Origin of the sequence: Cupriavidus sp. H18C1 (genome assembly GCF_049311595.1) — a bacterium.
Classification (GTDB): domain Bacteria; phylum Pseudomonadota; class Gammaproteobacteria; order Burkholderiales; family Burkholderiaceae; genus Cupriavidus; species Cupriavidus cauae.
On record NZ_CP186009.1, the window covers coordinates 1,674,272 to 1,698,030 of the forward strand.

General features: G+C 70.5%; 16 protein-coding genes and 1 pseudogene. 15 read left to right on the forward strand and 2 right to left on the reverse strand.

The features are described from left to right. Positions 1-51 precede the first annotated feature (51 nt). Positions 52-885: a tetratricopeptide repeat protein gene (locus OJJOAM_RS23450; RefSeq protein WP_422650031.1), complete on the reverse strand. Its 834-nt coding sequence runs from the start codon at positions 883-885 to the stop codon at positions 52-54. After that, positions 863-2,928 (reverse strand): annotated as a pseudogene (locus tag OJJOAM_RS23455) (bifunctional 2',3'-cyclic-nucleotide 2'-phosphodiesterase/3'-nucleotidase). The gene OJJOAM_RS23450 and the pseudogene OJJOAM_RS23455 overlap by 23 nt, the downstream one beginning before the upstream one ends. A 371-nt stretch (positions 2,929-3,299) precedes the next feature. Between OJJOAM_RS23455 and OJJOAM_RS23460 the strand changes: the two are divergent. The 15 genes from OJJOAM_RS23460 to OJJOAM_RS23530 all read left to right on the forward strand — a co-directional run bounded on the left by OJJOAM_RS23460 (position 3,300) and on the right by OJJOAM_RS23530 (position 23,571). Further along, positions 3,300-3,821, forward strand: a complete 522-nt coding sequence (locus OJJOAM_RS23460; protein WP_149318414.1) for a sigma-70 family RNA polymerase sigma factor — start codon at positions 3,300-3,302, stop codon at positions 3,819-3,821. 87 nt (positions 3,822-3,908) lie between these two features. Then, positions 3,909-4,943: a FecR domain-containing protein gene (locus OJJOAM_RS23465; protein ID WP_422650032.1), complete on the forward strand. Its 1,035-nt coding sequence runs from the start codon at positions 3,909-3,911 to the stop codon at positions 4,941-4,943. Positions 4,944-5,224: 281 nt separating this feature from the next. Further along, positions 5,225-6,430, forward strand: coding sequence for a TonB-dependent receptor plug domain-containing protein (locus OJJOAM_RS23470; protein WP_422650033.1), 1,206 nt, complete (start codon positions 5,225-5,227; stop codon positions 6,428-6,430). Between the two features lie 389 nt (positions 6,431-6,819). Further along, complete coding sequence (locus tag OJJOAM_RS23475; protein WP_422650034.1) at positions 6,820-7,512, forward strand: TonB-dependent receptor; 693 nt, start codon at positions 6,820-6,822, stop codon at positions 7,510-7,512. Between the two features lie 10 nt (positions 7,513-7,522). Then, positions 7,523-8,272, forward strand: coding sequence for a DUF4198 domain-containing protein (locus tag OJJOAM_RS23480; RefSeq protein ID WP_422650035.1), 750 nt, complete (start codon positions 7,523-7,525; stop codon positions 8,270-8,272). Beyond that, positions 8,273-8,572 carry a DUF3649 domain-containing protein gene (locus OJJOAM_RS23485; protein WP_265634037.1) on the forward strand — a complete coding sequence of 100 codons (300 nt, stop codon included), beginning with the start codon at positions 8,273-8,275 and terminating at the stop codon, positions 8,570-8,572. Next, positions 8,569-10,254 carry a PepSY-associated TM helix domain-containing protein gene (locus tag OJJOAM_RS23490; protein WP_422650036.1) on the forward strand — a complete coding sequence of 562 codons (1,686 nt, stop codon included), beginning with the start codon at positions 8,569-8,571 and terminating at the stop codon, positions 10,252-10,254. Before OJJOAM_RS23485 ends, OJJOAM_RS23490 begins: the two co-directional genes overlap by 4 nt. Beyond that, a complete protein-coding gene (locus OJJOAM_RS23495) occupies positions 10,251-10,538 on the forward strand; it encodes a DUF3325 domain-containing protein (protein WP_422650037.1) in 288 nt (95 codons plus the stop codon). Before OJJOAM_RS23490 ends, OJJOAM_RS23495 begins: the two co-directional genes overlap by 4 nt. A gap of 411 nt (positions 10,539-10,949) precedes the next feature. Continuing rightward, positions 10,950-13,097 carry a DUF6603 domain-containing protein gene (locus tag OJJOAM_RS23500; protein WP_422650038.1) on the forward strand — a complete coding sequence of 716 codons (2,148 nt, stop codon included), beginning with the start codon at positions 10,950-10,952 and terminating at the stop codon, positions 13,095-13,097. Positions 13,098-13,214: 117 nt separating this feature from the next. After that, positions 13,215-13,568: a hypothetical protein gene (locus tag OJJOAM_RS23505; RefSeq protein ID WP_422650039.1), complete on the forward strand. Its 354-nt coding sequence runs from the start codon at positions 13,215-13,217 to the stop codon at positions 13,566-13,568. After that, positions 13,561-15,648, forward strand: a complete 2,088-nt coding sequence (locus OJJOAM_RS23510; RefSeq protein ID WP_422650040.1) for a hypothetical protein — start codon at positions 13,561-13,563, stop codon at positions 15,646-15,648. The genes OJJOAM_RS23505 and OJJOAM_RS23510 overlap by 8 nt, the downstream gene beginning before the upstream one ends. Continuing rightward, positions 15,645-19,325 carry a hypothetical protein gene (locus OJJOAM_RS23515; protein WP_422650041.1) on the forward strand — a complete coding sequence of 1,227 codons (3,681 nt, stop codon included), beginning with the start codon at positions 15,645-15,647 and terminating at the stop codon, positions 19,323-19,325. Before OJJOAM_RS23510 ends, OJJOAM_RS23515 begins: the two co-directional genes overlap by 4 nt. Continuing rightward, on the forward strand, positions 19,315-19,485 hold the full coding sequence (locus OJJOAM_RS23520; protein ID WP_422650042.1) for a hypothetical protein: 171 nt from the start codon (positions 19,315-19,317) through the stop codon (positions 19,483-19,485). The genes OJJOAM_RS23515 and OJJOAM_RS23520 overlap by 11 nt, the downstream gene beginning before the upstream one ends. Positions 19,486-19,537: 52 nt before the next feature. Further along, positions 19,538-21,160 (forward strand): hypothetical protein, encoded by a 1,623-nt coding sequence (locus OJJOAM_RS23525; RefSeq protein WP_422650043.1) that lies wholly within the window; start codon positions 19,538-19,540, stop codon positions 21,158-21,160. 251 nt (positions 21,161-21,411) lie between these two features. Then, positions 21,412-23,571: a hypothetical protein gene (locus OJJOAM_RS23530; RefSeq protein ID WP_422650044.1), complete on the forward strand. Its 2,160-nt coding sequence runs from the start codon at positions 21,412-21,414 to the stop codon at positions 23,569-23,571. Positions 23,572-23,759: the final 188 nt, after the last annotated feature.

Consider the following 23,759-nt stretch of genomic DNA (forward strand, 5'->3'; position numbering starts at 1 on the left):
CCCGGGCCCCATGCGCCAGGAGCTGGCGGCCAGCGGCTAGTGGACAGGCCGCTAGGGCTTGAGCGCGGGATGCTTGAGCGCGTGCGCCGTCTCCACCAGGTGGAAGCGGAAATTGCGCTCGTCGCGGTCCAGCCCCAGCTCGCCATCCCGGTACGCCATGGCCAGCGCCTGGATCGATTCCGGGTGCTCGCGCTCGGCGGCCGCCTCGTACCATGCCAGCGCCTGCGACGCGTCGCGCGCCACGCCGTCGCCGTCCCGGTACGCATTGGCCAGCATGAACATGGCCTGCGGCACGCCGGCCTCGGCGGCCACCTGGAACCAGCGCACCGCCTGCGTGGCGTTCGGCTCGGCACCGTAGCCGCCCCGATATAGCAGGCCGAGGTAATAGGCCGCGCCGGCGTTGCCTGCCTGCGCCGCGGCGCGCAGATGCCGCCATGCCGCCGCGTAGTCCTTGTCCGATGCGGCGGCACCCTGCTCGCCGACCGGACTGCCGAGGAAAGCGGCCTTGCCGAGCAGCAGATGCGCCCGCGCATCGCCGTTGGCCGCCGCACGGGCCAGCCACGCGCGTGCCTGTTCGCGCTCGGCCACACCGGGGCGCGACCACAGCGACTCTCCCAGCGCGGTCTGCGCCGCGGCCTCGCCCCGCTCCGCGGCGACACGCAGCGCGGCCAGCGCGGTGGGGTCCCCGGCCGCGGTGGCCAACGTCTGCCATTCGGTCAACTGCATGCGACGCGCTTCGCCGTGATGGCGCCATGCCGCCGCTCCGCCGACCCACGCCGCCGCCAGCAATACCGCCATGGCCACGACGACGGCGGCCACCGGCGCGCGCCTGCGGATGAACGGCTTCCGGGCCGTGCGGTCTTCAGCTGTTGAGGTCGATCGCATATTTCGACAGGTTCTTGCCGGAGCCATCGTCGGCGCTCTCCAGCGTGATATTGGTCAGCCCCGCCGCCTGTGCCTGTGGCAACTGGCCCGGCGCCGAGCTGAACACCACCTTGCCGGCCGTCGCGACCTTGGTGAAGCGCCAGCTGCGCGCCGAACCGTTGGCCGCACGGGTGATCGAGCCGATGGCCTTGATATAGGAGATCAGCACGTCGCGGTTCGCATCGGGCGAGGCATAGACCGTCTTGCTGCCGTCGAGCCCCGGAAAGTTGCCGCCGCCGCTGGCGCGGTAGTTGTTGGTGGCGACGATGAACTGCTGGCTCGCGGTGACCGGCGCGCCGAGGTAGGTCAGATTGCGGATGCGGCTGCCGACCGGCTGCGTCACGTCGATCTCGTAGCGCAGGTCCGGGGTGGTGAACATGTCGAAGTTGTAGCCCGGGAAGCTGCTGATCAGCCGCTGCTCGGTGGTCGCCGTGGTGCTGATCTGGTTGAAGCGCCGCGCGGCGGTTTCCAGCCACGCCTTGACCTCGTCGCCGTTCACCTTCACCGCATGCACCGTGTTCGGATACAGGTAGAGATCGGCGGCGTTATTGATGGCGACATTGCCGGCCTGCACGTCGGTGTAGTCGCTGCCCCCGCCGAAGCCGCTCTTGAACGGCGCCGACACCGACAGCACGGGCAGCGATGCCAGTTCGGGCATATTCGCGGCGATATAGTCCTTCACGTAGGCCGCCTGCGCCTGATTGACGATCTGGATGGCACCGGGGTCGCCCACTTCCGCGAAATAGCTGCTCATGCGGTAATCGGTGGTGCCGATCGGCGTCTTGACGTAGGCGATCGTGGCCTGGTGCTCGGCTTCGATCGCGGCGGCAACCTCGGGGTCGGCCTCGACATAGGTCTTGTCGGCTTTCTGGATCGAGCGGGCCTGCACCGTGGTCGCGCTCTTGTCCACCGTCCAGCGCTTGCCGTCATGGGCCAGCTCCAGCTTGATCACGCCCAGGTGCTTGCCCCAGTAATTGGCCATCACCGTCGGCACGCCGTTGACCAGGCCCTTGGCCTTGTCGACACCCGGCGCATTGAACTGGGCCGCGGTGCTGTTGGTATCGGGGGAAGATCTGGTGCGAATGCCCGATCAGCATGGCGTCGACGCCCGCGACCTTCGACAGGTGCCAGCTGGCGTTCTCCATCGTCGGCGAGTAGGCCGAGGCGTCCAGGCCGCCGTGCGAAATCACCACCACCAGATCGGCGCCCTTGGCGCGCATTTCCGGGATGTACTGCTCGGCGGCCTCCCCTGGCGCCGACGGTATAGACCTTGCCGTCGAGCCAGCGCTTGTCCCAGGTCATGATCGCCGGCGGCGCAAAGCCGATGATGCCGACCTTGATCGGCACGGTCACCGCCTTGCCGCCGGGGGCCGTGGCGGCGAGCGTCTTCGTGATGATCGTATAGGGCTGGAACAGCGGCGCCTTCGACTTGACGCTGTGGACGTTGGCCAGCACCTGCGGAAAGGTCGGGCCAGCGCAGGGCGTCTGGGCGGCGGGTTCCGGCATGCCGTCGAGATCGAAACGGCTGCCGGTGATCTGGTTCAGGAACGGCAGGCCGTAGTTGAACTCGTGGTTGCCGATGCCGGCGCCGTCGAACTTCGCGGCGTTCATCACCTTGTACATCGCCAGCGTGTCGCCGCACTTCAGCGGATTGACCTGGGCCTGGTAATCGGCCAGCGCCGTGCCCTGGATCGTGTCGCCGTTGTCGAGCAGCAGCGTGTTCGGGAATTCGGCCCGGGCCTGCTTGATCAGCGTGGAAACACGCTCGAAGCCCATGGTCTGGTCTTCCGCCAGCTTGAAATAGTCGTAGCTGCGCACGTTGCTGTGCAGGTCGGCGGTTTCCAGCAGCGCCAGCGTGGTGCGGGTGCCCGGCGCGACCGCCTCCGGTGTCCCTGCGCCGGGGTTGCCACCGCCACCGCCATCGTCGTCGGAACCGCAGGCACTCAGCACGGCAACCGCCGCGACGGCGGCGAGCCTGGTCAAGGCAAGTCGGAGTGGGGACACGGGTCTGCTCCTTTGCGGGATGAGAAGCGGGGGAATTGTCGCGGCCGACTGTGGCGGGCGCGTGGCAGAAATGTGGCAGTGGGCTAGCCGCGGGCTGCCGGTTGGCCGGCGGCACCGGCGGCGGTGCGTTCTCCCTTCGCCTTCCCTCTTCCGTCCTTCCCCTCCTCCGCTCACTTCCCTCTTTCCTCCTTCCCCTCCTCGCTCCTTTTCGCCCGTCTTTCGCTTTCTTGCCGCCTTGACAGGTTTTGTTTAACTCTGTTATTAATAATGATTACTATTTACATCCTTTCTGACGCCATTTTGCCGTCCGCCTCGGCATGCCGCCTTCCGCTGCGCCGGACCGGCGGCCGAGCGGATCCAACTGCTGGAACATGAGTACGCCGGGCTGCCTTCTCCCTACGAGCATCGAGTCGCTGTATTGCGACCACCATCTATGGCTCAAGGGATGGCTCCACCGGCGTCTGGGCAGCGCCGAGCAGGCCGGCGACCTGGCGCACGACACCTTCGTGCGGCTGCTCAACAGCGATCGCGTGCCGAGCCGCCTGGACGAGCCCCGCGCCTACCTGACCACCGTCGCGCAGCGGCTGGTGTCGAACCACTGGCGCCGCGAAAAGTTGGAGCGCGCCTATCTCGAAGCCCTGGCGCAGGCGCCCAGCCGGGTCGAACTGTCGCCCGAGGAACGGGCGATCCTGCTGGAGACGCTGCTCGAGCTCGACTGCCTGCTCGACGGATTGCCGCGGATCGTCAAGGAGGCCTTCCTGCTGTCCCAGCTCGACGGGCAGACGCACGCCCAGGTGGCCGAGGCGCTGGGCATCTCGATCCCGACGGTCAAGCGCTACATCGTCAAGGCGCTGCAGCGATGCTTCTTCGCCGACCTGTCGTTCGTCGCATGACGCCGCATGACGCCGCCTGAAGCCGCAGCCCGTCGAATGACCGCGCATCCCGCCCCATCACCTCGCATCACGATCGGATAACGCCCCTTGGCCTCCTCCTGGTACCAGAGCACCGCCGACGCCGCCAACATCCCGGCCGACGTGGCCGAGCGCGCGCTGGAACGGCTGCTCGAACTGCAGGGCGACGACGTGGCGCCCGAGGTCGTCGCGGCCTGGCAGCGCTGGCGCGCCGCGCATCCCGATCACGAGCGGGCCTGGCAACGGATCGAGTCGGTCAAGGACCGGCTGCGGCCGCTGTCCTCGCCGGTGACCGCCGATATCGCGCGGGCCGCGCTCGCCCCGCCGGGTTCGCCGGGTTCGCCGAAGCGCCGCCGCGCGATCAAGGTGCTGGCGGTCTCGCTGTTCGCCGGGGGCTTTGCCTGGAGCGCGCGCGACCATACGCCGTGGCGCCAATGGGCGGCGGACCATCGCACCGCGGTCGGCGAGCGCCGTTCGCTGGTGCTGGCGGACGGCACACAGCTGTGGTTGAACACCGCCAGCGCGGTGAACATCGACTTCGACGCGGCGCAGCGGCGCGTCAAGCTGCTGGCCGGCGAGATCCTGATTACCACCGCCAAAGACCAGGCGTCGCCGCCCCGGCCCTTCCTGGTCGAGACGGCACAAGGCACCGTGCAGGCGCTGGGCACGCGCTATGTCGTGCGCCAGCGTGGCGACGATACCGAGGTCAGCGTGTTCGAGGGCAAGGTCCAGATCCGCCCCACCCGCAATGCCGCCAGCGCGATCGTGCTGCCGGCCGGCTATCGCGCCAGCTATACGGCGGACAGCATCACGTCGCCTGCCCCGGCCGACACCGCCGGCGCGACCTGGGCCGAAGGCTTCATCGTCGCCCGCAGCATGCGCCTGGACGATTTTCTCGTGGAGCTGAGCCGCTACAGCCCCGATGCGCTGTCCTGCGACCCGGCGCTGGCCGGCCTGCGCGTGTCGGGCTCGTTCCCGGTCGACGACATCGGCAAGGTCCTGAGCGCGCTTGGCACGACGCTGGAGGTACGCACCGAAGTGGTGACGAGCCTGTGGGGGCGAAGGGAGATCCGGCTTGTCCGGGCACCCGCCGCAAAGGGGTAATACACGACGATCTGCAAAAAAAGTTGCCGCGAGCTGATCCGTTTTGGTTTCTCGCGGGTCATGGAGGTGAGCACTCCAACTTCTCCTCCTTCAGAAAGGTCAGATCATGGGTTCCCTCCGGGTCCACGTCACGGCGCCGACGCGCCAGCCAACTCACCGATTCCGGCGCAAGCTGCTGGCTCGCGCGGCGCGGCACATCGCCTTCGGCGCCGCCGTTGCCGCGCCGGTGCTGTCGATCCCCGCGATCGCGCACGCCCAGCCGGCGGCGGCAAGCCGCAGCTATGACATCCCCCGCCGGCACGCTCGAATATGCGCTCAGCCGCTTCGGCCGCGAGGCCGGCATCATGCTGTCGTTCAAGCCGGAGCTGACCGCCGGCCGCAGCAGCACGGGCCTGCAGGGCAACTACACGGTGCGCCGCGGCCTGGACACGCTGCTGGCCAATTCGGGGCTGGTGGCCGTCGAGCAGGCGAACGGCACCTATGTCGTCAATGCCGCGCCGCGGTCCGCGGATGCCGGCGATGGCGTCGCGATGCTGCCCACGGCGACCGTGGTGGCCTCCGCCAGCGACGGCGCTCTGCCGGCCCCGTATGCCGGCGGCCAGGTCGCGCGCGGCGGCGGCCTGGGCGTGCTGGGCACGGCCGACGTGATGGACGTGCCGTTCAGCACCACCAACTACACCGCCGAGATGCTGCAGGACACGCAGGCCCGCACGCTGGCGGACGTGGTCGTCAGCGAAGCTTCGGTGCGCACGCTGACCTCCAGCGGCGGCTTCGGCGAGGACTTCCAGATCCGCGGCTATACCGTGTCGAGCGGCGACGTGGGTTTGAACGGCCTCTACGGCATGGCGTCCGCGAACCGGATGCCCACGCTGATGATGGAGCGCGTCGAGGTGCTCAAGGGCCCGGGCACGCTGATGTACGGCATCGGCCCGAGCGGCAGCATCGGCGGCGCGATCAACGTCGTCACCAAGCGCGCCGGCGACGAACCGCTGACGCGCCTGACCGGCAGCTTCCAGAGCAAGTCGCAGCTCGGCGTGCAGGCGGACATCGGCCGACGCTTCGGCCAGGACAAGGAATGGGGCGTGCGCTTCAACGGCGCCTATCAGAACGGCAAGACGACGCTGGACGACGGCCGCGCCGAACAGACCGTCGGCGCGATCGGCCTGGACTATCGCGGCCGCAAGCTGCGCTGGTCGCTGGACGCCTACAGCCAGCACGAGGGCATCGACAACTTCCGTCCGCAGATCGGTTTCCTGCCGACGGTAACCGCCATCCCCGAAGCCCCCCTCCGGCCACCGCAATTTCTATCCGGGCACGAAACTGAACCTGCACGACACGGCCGTGATGAGCCGCGTCGAGTACGACATCGCGCCGAACCTGATGGTGTGGGGCGCGGCCGGCTATCACGAGGGGTCGACCTATCAGGACTTCCCGTCGGGCCGTCTCAACGCGCAGGGCAACTTCACCGTCAACAACGCCTGGTATGACGCGTACAGCAAGACGCGGACCGCCGAGGTCGGCGCGCGCGCAAGCTTTGCCACGTGGAACGTCGGCCATACCGTGACGTTCAGCGCCACGCGGCTCGATCAGGAGGCGGGCAACTTCTATCTGGCCAATCCGGCCGCCGACGGCGTGCCCTCCAGCATCTACAACCCCGTGCCGATTCCCCCGGTGCGCGGCATCCGCGGCGATGCGCAGCGTGCTTCGGAAACGGAACTGACCAGCTTCTCGCTGACCGACACGCTGTCCTTCGCCGACGATCGCGTGCTGATCACCGGCGGCCTGCGCCATCAGCGCGTGGCGCTGGAGAACTTCACCGCCGGCGTGCAGACTGGCAAGTACGACGACAGCGCGGTCTCCCCCGCTCGCCGGCATCGTGATCAAGCCGCTGTCGAACGTCTCGGTCTACGGCAACTACACCGCGGGCCTGACGCGCGGCGGCGTCGCCCCGGCCGGCACCGCCAACGCGGGCGAGGTGTTCGCGCCGTACAAGTCCAAGCAATACGAGGCCGGCGTCAAGGTCGACTGGAGCCGCCGCGTCACCACCACCGTGTCGGTGTTCCAGATCGAGCGCCCCAGCGCCGTCACCGACCCGGCCACCAACATCTACAGCTTCGACGGCGAGCAGCGCAACCGCGGCCTCGAGCTGTCGGCGTATGGCGAGGTGATGCGCGGCCTGCGGCTGATGGCCAGCGCCACCTTCTTCGACGCCAAGCTGACCCGTACCGCCGGCGGCGTCAACGACGGCAAGGACGCCAACAACGTGCCCAAGCGGACCTTCAACCTCGGGGTCGACTGGGATACGCCGTGGGTGCAGGGCCTGAGCCTGTCCGGCCGCATGCTGCATACCTCGTCGATGTACTTCAACGCGGCCAATACGCTGAGCCTGCCCAGCTATACCCGCTACGACATCGGCGCCCGCTATCGCACCCGCGTCGGCAGCACGCCGGTGGTGCTGCGCGCCAATGTGCTGAACCTGTTCAACGACAACCACTGGCTGGCCAGCGGTACCTATGTCACCGTGGCCGCTCCCCGCACGCTGATGCTCTCGGCGCAATTCGACTTCTAAGGGCTATCCCATGAAACCTTACGCATCGCTTGCCGTCGCCCTGATGGCCTTCGCCACCGCGGCGCATTCGCACCAGATCTGGATCGAGCAGGCGCCTGGCCAGAACGCCAGCGTCCGCTTCGGCGAATTCGCCGAGAACCTGCGCGAGGTCTCGCCCGGCACGCTGGACAAGCTTGGCGTGCCGAGCGCCGCGCTGCTCTCGGCCAAGGGCGAGCAGGCCGCCGACGGCGTCAAGACCGGCGACGGCTATACCCTGCCCTTCCAGGCCAAGCGCGGCGACGCGATCGTCGCGCAGGCGCCCCACTACCCGCTGTACCCGTTCAAGCGCGGCGACCAGCAGCTGACCGGCTGGTATTTCCCCGCCGCGCGGCTGGTGACGGAGCTCGCGCCGCAGGCGCCCAAGCTGGTCCTTGACGTGGTGCCGGCGGGCAAGGCCGGGGAGCTGCAGGTGTTCTTCCGCGGCAAGCCGCTGCCCAAGGTTAAGGTCGCGCTGGTGACGCAGTCGGGCTGGGCCAAGGAGAAGCAGACCGACGAGCACGGCAAGGTCGCCTTCGACATGCCGTGGCAAGGCGTCTACGTCGCCGAGGTCAGCCATCAGGACGACACCCCGGGCGAGCGCCAGGGACAGGCCGGGCCCGAGCGATATCATCGCGTCGACTATGTCAGCACGCTGACCTATGTCAAACCCGACGGCCTGCCGGCCGTACCCGCGGTGCCGGCCGTCCCCGCACCCAACGCCGACAAGAAGGCCAAACAGTAAATGCAAGCTGCCGTGCCCCGAGCCCTGAAGATCGGCTCGCTCGTTTCGCGCATCGTCGCCGCCGTGCTGGGCGGCTATGCGCTGGCCGCGCTGGCGAGCGTCGCCGCGCTGGCGCTGCCGATCAGCAAGCCGCAAGCCGTGCTGACCGGCATGCTGGCCAGTTTCGCCATCTATGCGGGCGCCGTGATCTGGGTGTTCGCGGTACGCAGCGCGCGGCGCGCATGGGCCGGACTGCTGGTGGCGGCCGTCCCGCTGCTGCTGGCGGCCTGGTATGCCGGCGTGGGAGGGAGCGCATCATGAAGTCCGCCGCGAAGTCTACGGTGACGCCGCGCAACGTCATCGACAACCACAGCGACATCGCCGCCAAGGGCCGCGGCATCCGCCAGACCATGTCGGACCTGCATACGTGGGCCGGCCTGCTGGTCGGATGGATTCTCTACGCGATGTTCCTGACGGGCACGGTCAGCTATTTCAAGGACGAGATCTCCCAATGGATGCGCCCGGAACTGGCGCATCAGCTCGAAGTGCCCGATCCCGCCGCGGCCGCGCAGCGCGTGGCCGACACGCTGGCGACCGTCGCCGCGGGCAGCCCGCTGTGGGGCATGGAGATGCCGACGGACCGGCACAACGTGGTCAGCGCGTTCTGGCGCACGGTGGGCGCCCCACCCGGCAAGCGCACGTTCGACAGCGGCACCTTCGACCCGGCCACGGGCCAGAAGGTCGCGGCGCGGGAGACCCACGGCGGTGAGTTCTTCTATCGCTTCCACTTCCAGTTCCACTACATGCCGGTGCTGTGGGGTCGCTGGCTGGCGGGCTTCTGCGCGATGTTCATGCTGGTGGCGATCGTCAGCGGCGTGATCACCCACAAGAAGATCTTCGTCGACTTCTTCACCTTCCGCTGGGGCAAAGGCCAGCGCTCCTGGCTCGATGCGCACAACGCGCTGTCGGTGTTCGGCCTGCCCTTCCACCTGATGATCACCTATACCGGCCTGGTGACCTTGATGGCGATGTACATGCCATGGGGCCAGCAGGCAGCCTTCAAGACGCCGGCCGAGCGGCAGCAGCTGACGGCGCAGCTGAATGCGTCGCCGCCGCCCGGCAAACCCAGCGGCATCCCCGCTCCGCTCGCGCCGATCGATGACATGGTGCGCCAGGCCCAGGTGCGCTGGGGCCAGCACAACATCAGCCGGGTGACGATCGCCCATGCCGGCGATGCGTCGGCCCGCGTCACCGTGCTGCGCGGCGAGGCCGCGCGCGTGTCGATGAGCCCGCAGTACCTGGTGTTCGACGGCGCCACCGGCAAGCTGCTGGAGACGCGCGACAGCGTCGGCCCGGCGGCCGAGGTGCGCGGCGTCATGTATGCGCTGCATCTGGGGCGATTCAGCGATCTGCAATTGCGCTGGCTCTACTTCATCGTCAGTCTCGCCGGCACGGCGATGGTCGGCACGGGTCTGGTGATGTGGACCGTCAAGCGTCGCCAGAAGCTGCCGGATCCGGAGCGGCCGTATTTCGGTTTCTGGCTGGTCGAGCGTCTGAATATCGCCGCGATCGCCGGGCTTTCCGTTGCGATGACGGCGATGCTGTGGGCCAATCGCCTGCTGCCGGCGGAGCTCGCGGCCCGCGGCGCCTGGGAGATCCACCTGTTCTTCATCGCGTGGGCGGCGACGCTGCTGGTCGCGCTGCTGCGTCCCGCGCGCAAGGCGTGGATCGAACTGCTGTGGCTGGGTGCCGCGCTGCTGGCGCTGCTGCCCGTCCTCAACGCGCTGACCACCGACCGCGGCCTGTGGCGCAGCGTGGCCGACGGCGACTGGGTGTTTGCCGGCTTCGATCTGATGATGTGGGCCCTGGCCGCGCTGCACGCGATGCTGGCGCTGCGCACCGCCCGGCATCGGCCGCGGATCAAGCCGGCCAGAAGAACGCGCGCGAGCACCGCCACCGCCACCACCTCCGCTCCTGCCACGCTGTCGGAGGACCGCGCATGATGGACCTGCTCGCCTTCATCCTTTGCATCGTCGCGTTCGGCGCGCTGGCCCTCGCGATGGAGCGGCATCAGCAAGCGGTGTTTGACGTTCTGCTGCCACGCTCGCGCACGCGCATGCTGCGCACCGCCGGCTGGCTGGGACTGCTGCTCGCGTTGTGGGTCCTGGTGGGCCACCGCGGCTGGGCGCTCGGGTTGGTGCACTACAGCGGGCAGACCAGCCTTGCGGCGGGCCTGGTCCATGGCGCGTTGATCTGGCGGGAGCGGCGGCGCACGGCTCGCCGCTAGTGGCCCCCGCCACTCGTCCCCGCCAAGGCGGCATCGATGGCCGCGCGCGCAAACGCCGCGGCCATCGCACTGTTTCAGCCCTGATACGAATAAAACCGCGCGCGGACCAGACCTGCACAGAATTCATTTGCGTCCATCGTTGCCGTCGCCTCAGATAAGACGTCCCTGTCCTTCCATCGTGTGAGGCATCGGGGGTGCCGAGCGGCACTGCCCCACCCGGATCGCACGGACCGCCTGCTCGCCCGGCCTGGCCGGGCGGTCCTCGATCGACGCAGTACGCCAGGGCACGACGCATGGCCAGCAGCGAAGTCATCCGATACGCGGTGGAGTTGGGGGGACAGCCTGCGGCGTGCGCTCGGCCCGGCCGCTCCCACCGCGGATCTGGATGCGCTGCAGGCGGCCGCACAGCAATTGGATCTGCTCGCGCAGCAGGCGCCGTCCGCGAGCGCCTGGACGGCGGCCGTCGACGCCTGGACCGCCGCGCGCGACAAAATCGCCGCGCATCTGCACCGCTATCTGCTCGAAGGCCTGCCCGATATCCCGGGCCTGCAGGAGCTGGTGGGCGCATTGAACTGGGACAGCCCGCAGGGCCTCAATGGCGAACTGCCGCTCGGCCCGCTGAAGCTCGCGCTTTCCTCGTCGTCGCTGGTGCTGCAGCCCAAGCTGCCGGACAACACCACGCTGCCGCCGTTCACCGTCGGGCCGCAGCAACCGTCGGGCATCGCCGTCTCGCTGCCCTCCCCCGTTCGGGGGGCGGCTTGCCGGGCGGCGGCGCGATCGTGCGCCTGCCTGCGTCCGCCGGCTTCGGCGGCGCGCTCAACGTGCCGCTGGGCGCCGTGTCGGTCAGCGCATCGGCGGTGCTCGAACGCCTTGCCGGACGGCGTGCCGTCGTTTCTGGCGCTGATGGGCGTGGCGTTCATGCCGCCGATCCAGCTGTCCTTCGGCTTCTCGCTGGACCGCGTCGGCGGACTGGTCGGCGTGCACCGTCGCGCCGATACCGACGCGCTCGCACTGGCCGTGCGGACCGGCGCGGCGGCCGACACGCTGCTGGCCACGCGCCCGCCGGCGAACCCCAGCGTCGCGATCGAAGCGCTGCGGCGCTTCTTTCCGGCGTTCCGCGACCACCATCTGATCGCGCCGACCTTGCGGCTCGCGTGGCTGTCGGCCGGCGCGGGCAGCTTCCTGTCGCTCGATCTGGGTCTCGTGGCCGAGGTCCCGAGCGGCAAGGTCGTGCTGCTCGGCGTCGCCCGCGCCGGCATCCCCGGCGTGCCGGGGCTGGTGCAGCTGCGGCTGGACCTGCTCGGCATCGTCGATCCGGCGCAGGCGCTGGTATCGATCGACGCCAGCCTGGTCGACAGCCATGTGCTCGGCGTCTTCTCGGTCTACGGCGATGCCGCGATGCGGCTGCACTGGGGCAGCCAGGCGTATGCGGTGGTGTCGATCGGCGGCTTCTACCCGGGCTTCAATCCCGAGCCGGCACAGCTGCCGGCGCTGCGCCGCGTCGGACTGTCGCTGCAAACGCTGGGCGGGCCGCTGTCGATCCGCGCCGAAGGCTATCTGGCGTTCACGAGCAACACCATTCAGCTCGGCGGGCGCTTCGACATCACGTTCTCGATGGGGCTGACCGCGCATGGCTTCCTGCAGCTCGATGCGCTGGTGCAGTTCCGCCCGTTTGCCTTCGTTGCCAATGCCTCCGCGGGCTTCGACGTGAGCGCCGGCGGCTTCAGCTTCGGCGGCGTGCGGCTCGACGGCACCGTGTCCGGTCCCGGGCCGCTGGTCATTCGTGGCCGGCTGACCATCGAGACCTTCCTGTTTGACGTCTCCTGGGACGAGACCTTTACGCTGGGCAGCGGCCCGGCCGATATGGCGGCCAGCCCCGGCGAACTGCTGACGATCGTGCAGCAGGAGATCGTGCGGGCCGGCAATGTGCGGGCCGCATCGATCGACGATCCGGCCGTGGTGCTAGCCCCGCGCCCCACGCGCCCGGGCGTTGCCGCCGTGCCGCCGACCGGCGCCCTGCAATGGTCCCAACGTCGCGCGCCGCTGGGCCTGCCGATCGACCGCGTCGACGGCTTGCCGCTGCCGGCGCGCGCCGGCGTGCGCGTGGTGACGCCGGGCGATCCGGTCACCGAACGTTTCGCGCCGGGCCACTACTGCAACCTGAACGAGGCCGAACAGCTGAACCGGCCACCGTTCGACATGCTCGATGCTGGCGTGGTGCTGAGCAGCGGCGCGGCGCACTACAGCACGCACGTGGACGACACGCGCGAGGTCGAACTCGTCGTGATCCCGCCCGAACTGCAGGACGCAAAGGTCGCAGCGCGCACCGATCTGCGGGCGATCGCCCATCTGGTCGCGGCCAGCCATCGTCCCCCGGCGCTTGGCAGTACCGCGCAACTGATCCACGCCACCCGCGAAGTGTGGGCCACGGTCCCGCCCACGGAATTGGCGAGCTACACCAGCGCCACCGCGGCGCATGCCTTCGCCCGCGGCAACAGCACCGGCGGAGCGGTGCCGATGGCGGAACTGCTGTCGCCGGTGGACCTGTCCGGAGTCTGAGCATGGCCAAGTTCCATTCCTGGCAGGTCACCGCGCTGCGCCACGGCGCCAACGGCAACGTGGTGGCGGGACGGCTGCAGGCCGGCGCCACGCTGACGCTGGAGGAAATCGTCCTCAGTGGGACGCCCCGCTCGATCACCGCGCCCGCCCCCCTACGAGCTGTTCGGGCCGGGCGATGTGCAACGGCTGGCGCCCCGGGCGATCACCCGGCGCTATCCGCCGCCGGGCGCGTCCGATGCAGAGAACACCAAGCGCGCGCTGGTCGAATTGAGCCACGCCGATACGCTGGACCTGCCGTGGCGGTATTCGCCCGATTCGCGCCTGCCCGCCGCGATCCGGCCATGGCTGGTGCTGGTGGTGGGCCTGCCCACCGACGTCGTGCCCGGCCGCGATGGCCGCGTCACGCTGTCCCCCCCAGGCGCAGGCCGATCATCGGCTCGATGCCTCGCACCAGTGGGCCCATGTGCATGAGATCGACGGCGACTGGTACAGCCGCATCCTGAGCCCGAAGAAGTTCGAACCCCAGACAGCCTACGTCGCCTGCGTGGTGCCCGCCTACGTGGTCGAGCCCGACGGCACGCTGCGCGATGCGTGGCCGGTCGTGGCGGGACAGCCGGTGCGCGTGACGTGCTACGACAGCTGGGGCTTTCGGACCGGCGAAGGCGGCGACTTCGGCGAGATCGCCAGGCGGCTGCGCACGCCGGCCGACGGCGAGCTGAAGGAGGACTTCGGGCGCGCGAAGCTGCATTGCCGGCGGCGCGGCCCGGCCGCGGCCGGCGAGCCCGCCACCGTGGCACTCGCGATGGGCGGCGCGCTGCAACGGGTCAGCATGGTGGGCGCGCCGCCGGATCCGGTCGCCCCCTGGCTCGCCGCGGAAACCGCCGCGCTCACGGCGATGCCGCCCATGCCGCCGGGCCGCTGGCTGCTGACCTCGCCGCGCTACCACGCGCCGTTCACGATGCCGGGCACGACGCCGGCGGCCGGATGGAGCGCGCAGTTCCATACCGATCCCCGCCATCGCGGCGCGGCCGGCCTCGGCGCATGGGCCGCCATCGTATGGCAGGACCGCATCGCCAAGGCCGCCGCCACACGTGCCGGCGATCTGGCGATCGCACGCGAGCGCATCGGCAACGTCGCGCTCGGGGTCGAGGTCTCGCGCTCGCTGTGGTTCCGCCATATGCCGCCCGATCCCGTCGACAAGCTGGCGGTGCTCGGCGCCATGCTGGGCCGCATGCCGGTAAACGCGCAGCAGACGGTGTCGTCGGCCTTGACCGGCCGCACGCCCGGCATGGTGCCGGCGATCTGGTCCTCGGCCGCGCGGCGTGCGCTGCGTCCGGGCCCGGCGCGCTCGGCGCTGACCCGCGACGGCGTCATTCCCCATCGCGTGCTGCTCGAAGCGGCCGCCGCGTGCCCCGTGGCGCCCGACGATCCCGATGCGATCTGGCACATGCCGCCCGGCGACGCCGGCCCCATATTGAAGGACGCGGTCCGGCGCGCCTTCGACGACGAGCGGCAGGCCGACGACCTGTTCCGGCTGCTGATGGACAGCGAAACGACGAAGGACCTGAACCGGCTTGCCGCCGCGCTCGATGCGCTGACGCCCTACGCCGATGGCCGCGTCGATCCGGAGAAGGTCATTCGCGCGGTGCGCGAACCGGGGCAGACGATCGACGAGGCCGCCACGGGACAATGGATCGACACGCTCGCGGCAAGCCGCCCCCGTTGCCGGCCGGTGGACTTGAACCTGCTGGGCCAACGCGTCGCCGATGCCGTCGACCCTTTCGCCGCGCGCCCGCCCGTGGTCAATCGCGTGCTTGCCACCCTGCCCGGCATCGTCGACATCGGCCCCGTCGAAATCGAACCCGAGCTGGATCTGCCGCTTTGGCAATTCCTCAATGAGGCCGCGCCCGACTGGATGCTGCCCGGCATCGGTGATCTGCAGCAGGACCGCGTGGTGGGCCTGGCCACGCATCCCGCCTTTGTCGAGGGCGTGCTGGTCGGCGCCAATCACCAGGCGCTGGGCGAACTGCGCTGGCGCAATTTCCCGATCGCCCCGCGCTGGTCGCCGCTGCGCAAGTTCTGGCAGCGCACCGGCGGCCAGTTCGATATCCATCCGATCCGCAACTGGCCCGCCGATACGGCATTGGGCGGGTCCGCGCTGACGCCGACCCCGCGAGCCAGCGAGGCGGTCGTGCTGTTCAAGACCCCGCTGTTCCGGCGCTATCCGGACACGGTGGTGTATCTGTACCGGGCCGAGGCCGATTGGACGGTGCCGCCCGCGGACCAGCCGCTCGATGAGTCGCGCAAGCAATTCCCGACGTTCCCCGGCAGGATCGGCCCCGACGTCGCGTTCTTCGCCTTCAACGTGGCCCCGGCGGATCTGGCCAATTATTGGGTGGTACTGGAAGAGCCGCCGGCCGGCTACCGCTTCTACAGCCGGCACGACGATCAGGACCGGCCCACCGGCACCGTCGCCGACGGCGCGGCCTACGGCTTCGAGACCTTTGCCCCACCGGTGCGCGTGATGATCGGCAAGCTGGAGCTGGCATGAGCGCCGTCGAGGTATTGGCGCCCCTGCGCATCGAAACCCGCTTCTACGCGCCGGACGGCACCCGGCCCGGCTGGATGCTGCGGCTGCGCGTATGGCCCGACGAATTCTCGATGGCGCGCCGGCCCATCGCGCCGTCGCCGGCCGAGCTCGATCTCTACGACGACGTGCTGCGCCAGTTCCCTGCGGATGCCGGCATGCAATGGCGCATGCTGTGCGCGCGGCTCGGGGCCGAACGCGCGCTGTGGCTGCGACGCAGCGTTGCGATCGTGGCCGATCCCGCGCCGCGCACCGACCGCGGCACGGCGCAGCCGCGCGATCCCTCGGCTTGGCCGGACACGCATCGGCCCTACGGCCTGCCGCCCGCGATCCACGTCTGGTTCGTCGAGACCGGGCAAGCAGGCGCGCCTACGCTGGCCGGCACCATGCATCCGAACCGGGAACGGATTGCCGAACAGCTCGGCTTGACCGCGTTCGAGACCCCTGCCGCCACCGGCGAACTGCCGCGGACGTGGTGGACCTCCTTCGAGGTCGCCAGGGCGGTGGGGCTGGCGATCGAGATCTCCTTCCCGCCCGGCGCGCAGGCGCCCGGGCTTGATGCCATCGTGGTGGCCGGCATGGGCGACGCCTCTCCCGAACCGCTGATCGCGATGCACGCCGTCACCGGACGGCTGTCGGTGCTGCGGCCGGGGACGCCGACCAATACGGTAGATGGCGAAGCCACCGCCAACACCGGCAGCAATGCTGGCAGCAACCCCGGCGGCAATGCGGCCGCATGGGAAGGCATCGACGATGCGCCGCCGGCCGCGGACAGTGCGTCCGCCGCCGTGATGCAGGCGCTGGCCGGGCCGGATGCCGTTCCGATCAAGCTGCAAGGCGGCGACATCGGCGCCAGCGGATACGATCGGCTGGTCGTGCACGCGCTGTGGCCCGTGCTGTGGGGCCACGCGCTGCGCGATGTGATCGGCGCCGGCGAAGACGAAGCGCGCCTGGCCGAATGGGCGCAGGCGTGGCTCGCGCCGCAGGGGCCGTATCCGGCGATCCGCGTCGGCTCGCAGCCCTACGGCCTGCTGCCGGCCACCGTGCTAGCCGGCTGGACCGGGCAAAACATCACGGCGGGACAGATTCGCGACTGGGCCGGCCCGTGGCGCGATGCGGCCGCGGCCGACGCCGCGATCCATCCCGGCACCGTGGTGGGCGCGTCCGCGCAGCGGGCGGCAGAACTGCTGGGCGAGGACACGCCGACGCGCCGCTGGGCCGTTCGCCTCGCCTCGCCGCTGCCGGTGGTCAACGCGATCCGTGCGATGCGCGGCCTGCCGCCGCTCGAGCCGAGCGCCTGGGAGCGGGAGACGGCATCGACCCTGGCCGGGCGCAAGACGCCGCTATCGCCGCTGGGCGCCTTCACGGAGCAGGCGCATCTGCCCGCCAGCACGCCGGAAGCCGACGCCGACGACCCCGACACCCTGCGCCTGCTGCTGGAAATGGAGGGCGAAGCCTTCCCGTACCGCTGGGACCGCAAGCTGGGCCTGCTCGGCCATCTGATCTTCGAATCGCTGTGCCTGCTGCGCGCCAGCGTCGGCCAGGCGCGCGAGGCCATCGACGCCGGCCAGCCCGTCGACCCGCACACGCCCTTGCCCCTGCAGGCGGGCACCGATGCGCTGATCGATCTGGTGCAGCGCGGCTATCCGGGCACGCCATCGCAACCGCAGCTGGACGACCTGTTTGCTTCGCCCGACCCCGGCGCGCAGCGCGTGGCCAAGCGCTGCTGGCGCGGCATCGAGGCGCTGGTCGCGCTGGTGCGGGCCTACGCCGACGATCCCGACGGCGTCTTCGGCGGCGTGCTGGCCGCGCTGGATACGGCCAGCCATCGCGTGGATCCGTGGATCACCGGCCTTGCCCATTCGCGCCTGCGCGAGCTGCAGAACGCGCGGGCGCCGTGGCGGCTCGGCGTATACGGTTGGGTCGATGCGCCGGCGCCCTACGATGCGGCCAATCCGGGCCATGGCCTGCCGCCCGGCCCCACCGCCGCCGGGCTGCTGCACGCGCCGTCGCACGCGCAGGCGATGACGGCCGCGCTGCTGCGCGATGCGGCGGTCCGCCATCCCGGCGATGCGCGCTGGAAGATCGAGATCGATTCGGCCAAGGTTCGCGCCGCGATGCGTCTGGCCGAGCGTGTCCGGCTCGGCGTGCATCCCTACGAGGCGCTGGGCCTCGAGGTCGAGCGCATCGTCGGCGACTGGGATACCGTGCGCAAACTGCGCGAGGACTATCCGATGCGCGACACGCATGCCGGCACGCGATGCTGCGACGGCGCGCGCGTGCTGCGGCTGCTGTTCCGGCCTCAGGCGGGCGATCCCGCGCCGCCGGCGCTGCCGGCCGGCGTGCGCGATGCGCTGGCGACCTGCGATGCGGCGCTCGACACCTATGCCGACCTGCTGGTGACCGACGGCATCCATGCGCTGGTCTCCGGTCATGGCGGCATGGGCAACGCGGCAATGGAAGCCGCGGCGGGCCTCGGTCCGCCGCCCGAACTGCGGGCCATGCGCACGCCGCGGCAGGCCGGCAGCGTGCGCGTCTCGGTGTGGGCCGTGCTGCCGCCGGGCAATGCCGCGGAGGCGGGTGCGCCGCCCGCCGTTCTCGCCGATCCCGCGTTTGCGAGCCTGCTCGAGCGGGAACTGGGCGCTGCCAGCGGCTGGACCTGGACCATCGGTGCCGATACCGTGACCTTGGCCGATCTCGGCCTGCATAGCATCGAGGCACTCGCGCTGTCGCCGGGCGAATTGACGCAGCGCCTGCGCGGCGAGCGCGATGCGTCGCTGCCGTTTGCATCCGGTACCGGCGCCGACAAGCTGGCCCGTGCCACGCGCCTCGCCGAGCTGCTCGGCGGCGGCGACAGCGATCCGCCGCTGCCCGGTGCGGTCGATGGCCGCGACGACGACGCTGCGCCCGCCTCGCCGTTGCGCGATGCGATGGTGGCCGATCTGGCGGCCCGGCTGAGCACGCTGCGGAACCGGCTGACCTCGCTGCTGGCCGCGCTCGCCGCGGCCGATCTGGAACGACCCCGCCGCGGTGGCATGGTGCCTTGCGCAATGCCGCGCCTGGGGCGCCGTGCAGGCCGACGATGCCGAGCCGCTGGCGCAGGCGCTGGCGCGCTTGCAGACCCGCCTGGCGGCCGCGCCGGAAGCCGAAGCCGAAGCCGAAGCCGAAGCCAACAGCGTGCGCGGCCTGCGGCAATCGATTCGTGCCCTCGTCGGCCACGCTCGCCTGCCGGTGCTGCCGTTGGTGCCGTCGCTGGCCGTCGGTCCGCTGCGCGCCGCGATGCGCGACGACGAAGGACGCCCGCGCACCGACCGCGAATGGCTCGAGATCGTTGCCGCCGTGCGTCCGCGTCTGGCAAGCCTGGAGGCCTGGCAACTCGATCCCGCGACGCAGCCGTGGCGCGCCGCCGTGCGGACCGCCGATGGCTCGGGCGATCCGTGGAGTGCTGCAGGGCCGGTGGTGGTGGCCTACGGGCCGGACTCGGCCGCGCTGGCCGGCAGCATGGCGACCGTCGCGATCGCCGGCCTCGACGCCTGGCAGGACGCGATCCCGTCGACTCGGCACACCACCAGCGCGGCATTCGGTTTCAACGGCCCGAAGTCGCGCGCGCCGCAGGCGGTGCTGCTCGCCGTGCCGCCTGACGGGAGCCGGCGCCTGAGCGACGCGGAACTGGCGGCGCTGGTGCTGGAGACGCGGCAGCTCGCGCGTGCCCGCGCCTGCCGTCCGCGGCCGGGCAGCCGGGTCGCGACGCCGGCGGCGCTGTCCTCCCTGCCGGAGATGTTCTGGAGCCATTGGACCTGACCGCACGCGCCGGCCGGCGACGACCGCTCACAGCCCACCGATCGAGACCGCCATGTCCCTGCACTTCCGCCTCGAACCGCTCAGCCCGCCGACGGACTTCCATCGCGGCCTGCGTGCACGCGTCGCCGATCCCGTCTGGTTCCTGACGCGGCAATGGCAGCTCGGCGAGCTGCAGGGCGAAGACGTATCGAGCCCGCTCGCGGTGGCGGTCAGCGTCACCCATGAGCCCTTGCGCTATGCGCCGCGCCGGCCCGATCTCGATCCGGCGCGCATCCCGGCCGAGGCGCTGGTCGAGGCCGAGCCCGGCGACTGGTGGACCATCGGCCGGCGCGTGCGGTTGGGCCGCGCCGCCGCGCCGCTGTTGCCAGCGCTCGCGCCGCAGCGCCTGCGGACCTTGCGCCTCGGTCCGCTGCCGCCGCCTTACGACGCCATGTCGGAGGAACTGGACGGCCGCGCGATCTTCACCGCGGGGCTGCTCGCCGGCCATGCGCTGTGGAACGAGGTGCCATCGCCGCCCGCCGACAACTGGTCGTCGCGCCGGCTGACGCACGATGCCCACTTCAGCGCGGGCACGCGCGGCCTGGAAATTCGCGATCACGATGGCGGCGACGTGGACTGGTATTCCGCCGACGCGGGCGGTACGGTGCTGCGCGCGGACGCCGGCACGAACGGCGGCACGAACGGCGGCACGAACGGGGGCACGAACGCGGGCACGAATGGAGGCACGTCGGCGTCGATGACCTCGTCGCGGCAACTGCTGGTCAGCCGCCTGTCCTACCCCGGCGCGCCGCATCCGCGCTGGTGGCAGATCGAGGATGGTGCCGTGGACCTGGGCGCCTTCTCGCCGGACCGCTCGCATCTGGGCACCGCGCTGCTGCTCGATGTGGCGCTGGCCCATGCCGACGACTGGTTCTGGTTTCCGGTGCCGGAGCCACCGCCGACCGCGGGCGGCAAGCGGCCGCCCTCGTCCGGCATGCTGGTGACGCTGCGCGAGACGGTGGTGCACGACAGCTTCGACGATACGTGGACGCTGGCGCCGCCCCCGGCGGACGGCCCGCAGGCCTGGTCGCTGTTCCGCACCACCGGCATGGAGGCCGGCGCGCTGCTGATCTGGCCCGTCGCAGTGGCACCGCATGCCGGCCCCTGGCTGGACGACGTCTCGCTCGGCATCGACGAGGACGCCAACGTGGCCTGGGCCGTGGAGCTGCGCGCCGACGGCCGCGTGCTGCTGCCGGATGACACCAGCGAGGCGGCCGCGCGCGAGACCACGCGCACCGGGTCGCGCCAGTTCCGCTATCTGCCATCGACCACCCTGCCGACGCATTGGCATCCGTATCGGCGTACCGGCCCCGACGGGGTCCATGGCGACTGGCAACAGGGGCTGGTGGCCGATCTGAGCGGCGTGCTGCCGCGCGTGCGGCCCGGTCCGGCATCGCGGCTGATCGGCGGGCCGTCGGGCCCCGGCTTCGGGCGCGGCCACGAGATCGCGCCCGAGGCGATCGCCAGCAGCGGCGTCTCGCTGCGCCGTCGCGCCCGCCTCGCACGCGATACCGAAGGACACCCGGTGCTGTGGGTCGAACGCAGCCGTGCGCCGTTGGCGGGGCCACCCGTCTCGCATCTGCGCTTCGACGTGATGGCGGAAGAGGACGTGCCGCCGGGAGACGGCGATGGCTGAGGCCTATGTCGACGTGAAGCTGTTCGACGGCTTCGTGCTGCCGTACGAGAGCGGCGCCGAGCAGTATCTGGGCGAGCTCAGGCCATGGTGGGACGAGATCGCGGCCAGCTATCCCGGGCTGCGGCTCGACCCGGGCTTTCCGGCCGAGCAGATCCCCTTGCTGGCCCATATGGTCGACGCGGCGCGGATGCTGGGCGGGGGAGCCGCCCGACCCCTTTGCATGGTTCGAGGTGCCATGCGAGGCGGCGCAGGTGGAAGCGCTGACGGCCCTGCTGTACGCGCTGCCGTTCGTCGAATGGGCCGAGCCGCGAATGCCCGCGTATCCCGCCGGGCGTATCGCCTATGGCACCAACGAGGATGCGATCGTGTCCCCGCAATTGGCCGCGGCGCCGGGCGGCATCGATGCCTACTACGCCTGGCGCGTGGCCGGCGGTACCGGCCGCGGCGTCAACGTGGTCGACCTCGAGCACGACTGGAACCTGCAGCATATCGAGCTGGCCAGCGTGCCGGTCGCGCGGGTCTCGGTCTTCGGCGTGGGCGACCAGGATGACCGGAACCACGGCACGGCCGCGCTGGGTATTGTCGTGGCGCCCGACAACGGCGGCGGCATGGTCGGCATCGCGCCCGAGGCGCATGCGCATGTGGTGACGTCGATGCGGGCCGATGGGCTGCACTGGCTGGACGCCGCGCTGCTGATCGCCGGCGATGCGGTGCGGCCCGGCGGCGTCGTGCTGATCGAGCTGGCCAGCCCGCGGCCCTGGCTGTCGCTTCCCGGCAAGGACCCGGCCCTGCCGCTGGAACTATCGAAGAAGGTTCAGCAGACCATCCAGCTGCTGGTCTTCTTCGGCATCACGGTGGTCGAGCCCGCCGGCAACTCCGGGGACGACCTCGATGCCCGGCCTCAATGCGATCACATCAATCCGGCCAAGCCGGTGTTCCGCGATTCGCTGGCCATCCTGGTCGGCGGCGCGACACAGGCAGCGCCGGTGGACGGCGTGCGGCAACCCTGGCGGCGCGGTTCGACCTTCGGCGCACGCGTGGACTGCTTCGCCGATTTCGAGGGCGCACGCGGCCCGTACGACGATCCGGTCTATCCCTATCACACCTTCGGCGGCACCTCGGGCGCATCGGCGGTCATCGCCGGCGTGGTCTGCGCGATCCAGGGCATGCAGGCGGCCAGGGATGGGCAGTTTCTCTTTCCCACCAGTATCCGGGAACTGCTGCGCAATCCTTCGCTTTGCACGCCTGCCGCGTCCGATCCGCCGGGCCATATCGGCGGCATGCCGGACCTGCGCAAGATCGCGGTGCATATGGGCTGGCCGCGCATCCTGCCCGCGCCGGCCGCGGCGGCCATCGCCGGCGACAGCGCCCTGCTGGTCGGACTGGGCGCCGATGACAGGCTGAGCCTGCGGATGTGGTCGCGGCTGTTCGGCCCCGGCCCCGAACTTCCGCAGCCCGACAGCGCGCCGTTCCAGCTGTCCGATTCGCAGCCGGCGCTGCTGGTGTCGCTGGAAACGGCACCGCTGCTGCGCACGGTGTTCGAGGTCTTCGTCACCAGCGTCCGCGGCACCTTGCGGTACTACTACTGGGACACGCTCGGCAATACCGGGGACATCGCCAGGGATTGGACCGAGATCGCCAGCCTCGCCCCGGGCTACGACGTGGCGGCGTGCCATCCGCTGTACGAACTGACGACGGTGGCCGCGATCCAGCCGAGCGGCCAGTTGGTCGCGGTCGAGTACGACGCCACCGAAATGGGCAATCACGACTTCTCCGCCCCCGTGCAACTCGATTCGCTCAGCACCTACCGACGCACGCCGGGTCCGGTGATGCTGTCGCGCAAGCCGCGTACCGTCGATGTCGTCGCCATCGACGACGGCGGCGCGCTGCGCTGGATCGCCGGAAACGTGCCCGAGGGCAACACCATCACGTTCTGGCACGAATCGGTGGCCGCCCAGTGCGATGTGGCGATGGAACCGGGGGTCAAACCGGGCATCGCGGGCACGCTCGATGGCGTCGCCGTGGTGGCGGTCGGCAGCGACGGGCTGCTCCATGCCTGCGGCTTCGGCCTGCAGCCGCTGCTGTTCGAGACGCTTGTGCCGATCGGCCCCGCGCCCGCCTTCGCCGCGCAAGGCCACCTCGGCCTGGCGCTATGGCACGGCGACACGCTGGTGGCGGTGGCCGTCAGCGTGGACGGCCTGCTGCATGCCGCATTTCGCCCGCTGGCGCCGGGCGGCGAATGGTCGCCCTTGCTGGCGATCGATCCCTACACCGCGGTCAGCCCGGCCGGCGGCGCGACCGTCGTGACACAGGGCGACACCGTCATGGTGATCGCCGTGCTGCCCGACGGCCGGGTCTGCCGCAGCGATTACACGCCGCAAAGCGGCTGGTCGCCGATCGTGGCTGGATGATGGATCCGAGCCGCGTCTGGGCCGCGGCAGCACATCACCCCGCCTGGCATTCCCGTAAGCGCTCCGCCCCAAGTCTTTCTTTGCGACTCGTCGCATGGCGGTTCGGCTGCACGCCGTGAGAAGGTCTCGGTCGATGTGGCACTCCCACATACGAAAAGTGCTCCGCTATGCCCAATAGAAGGGCTTTG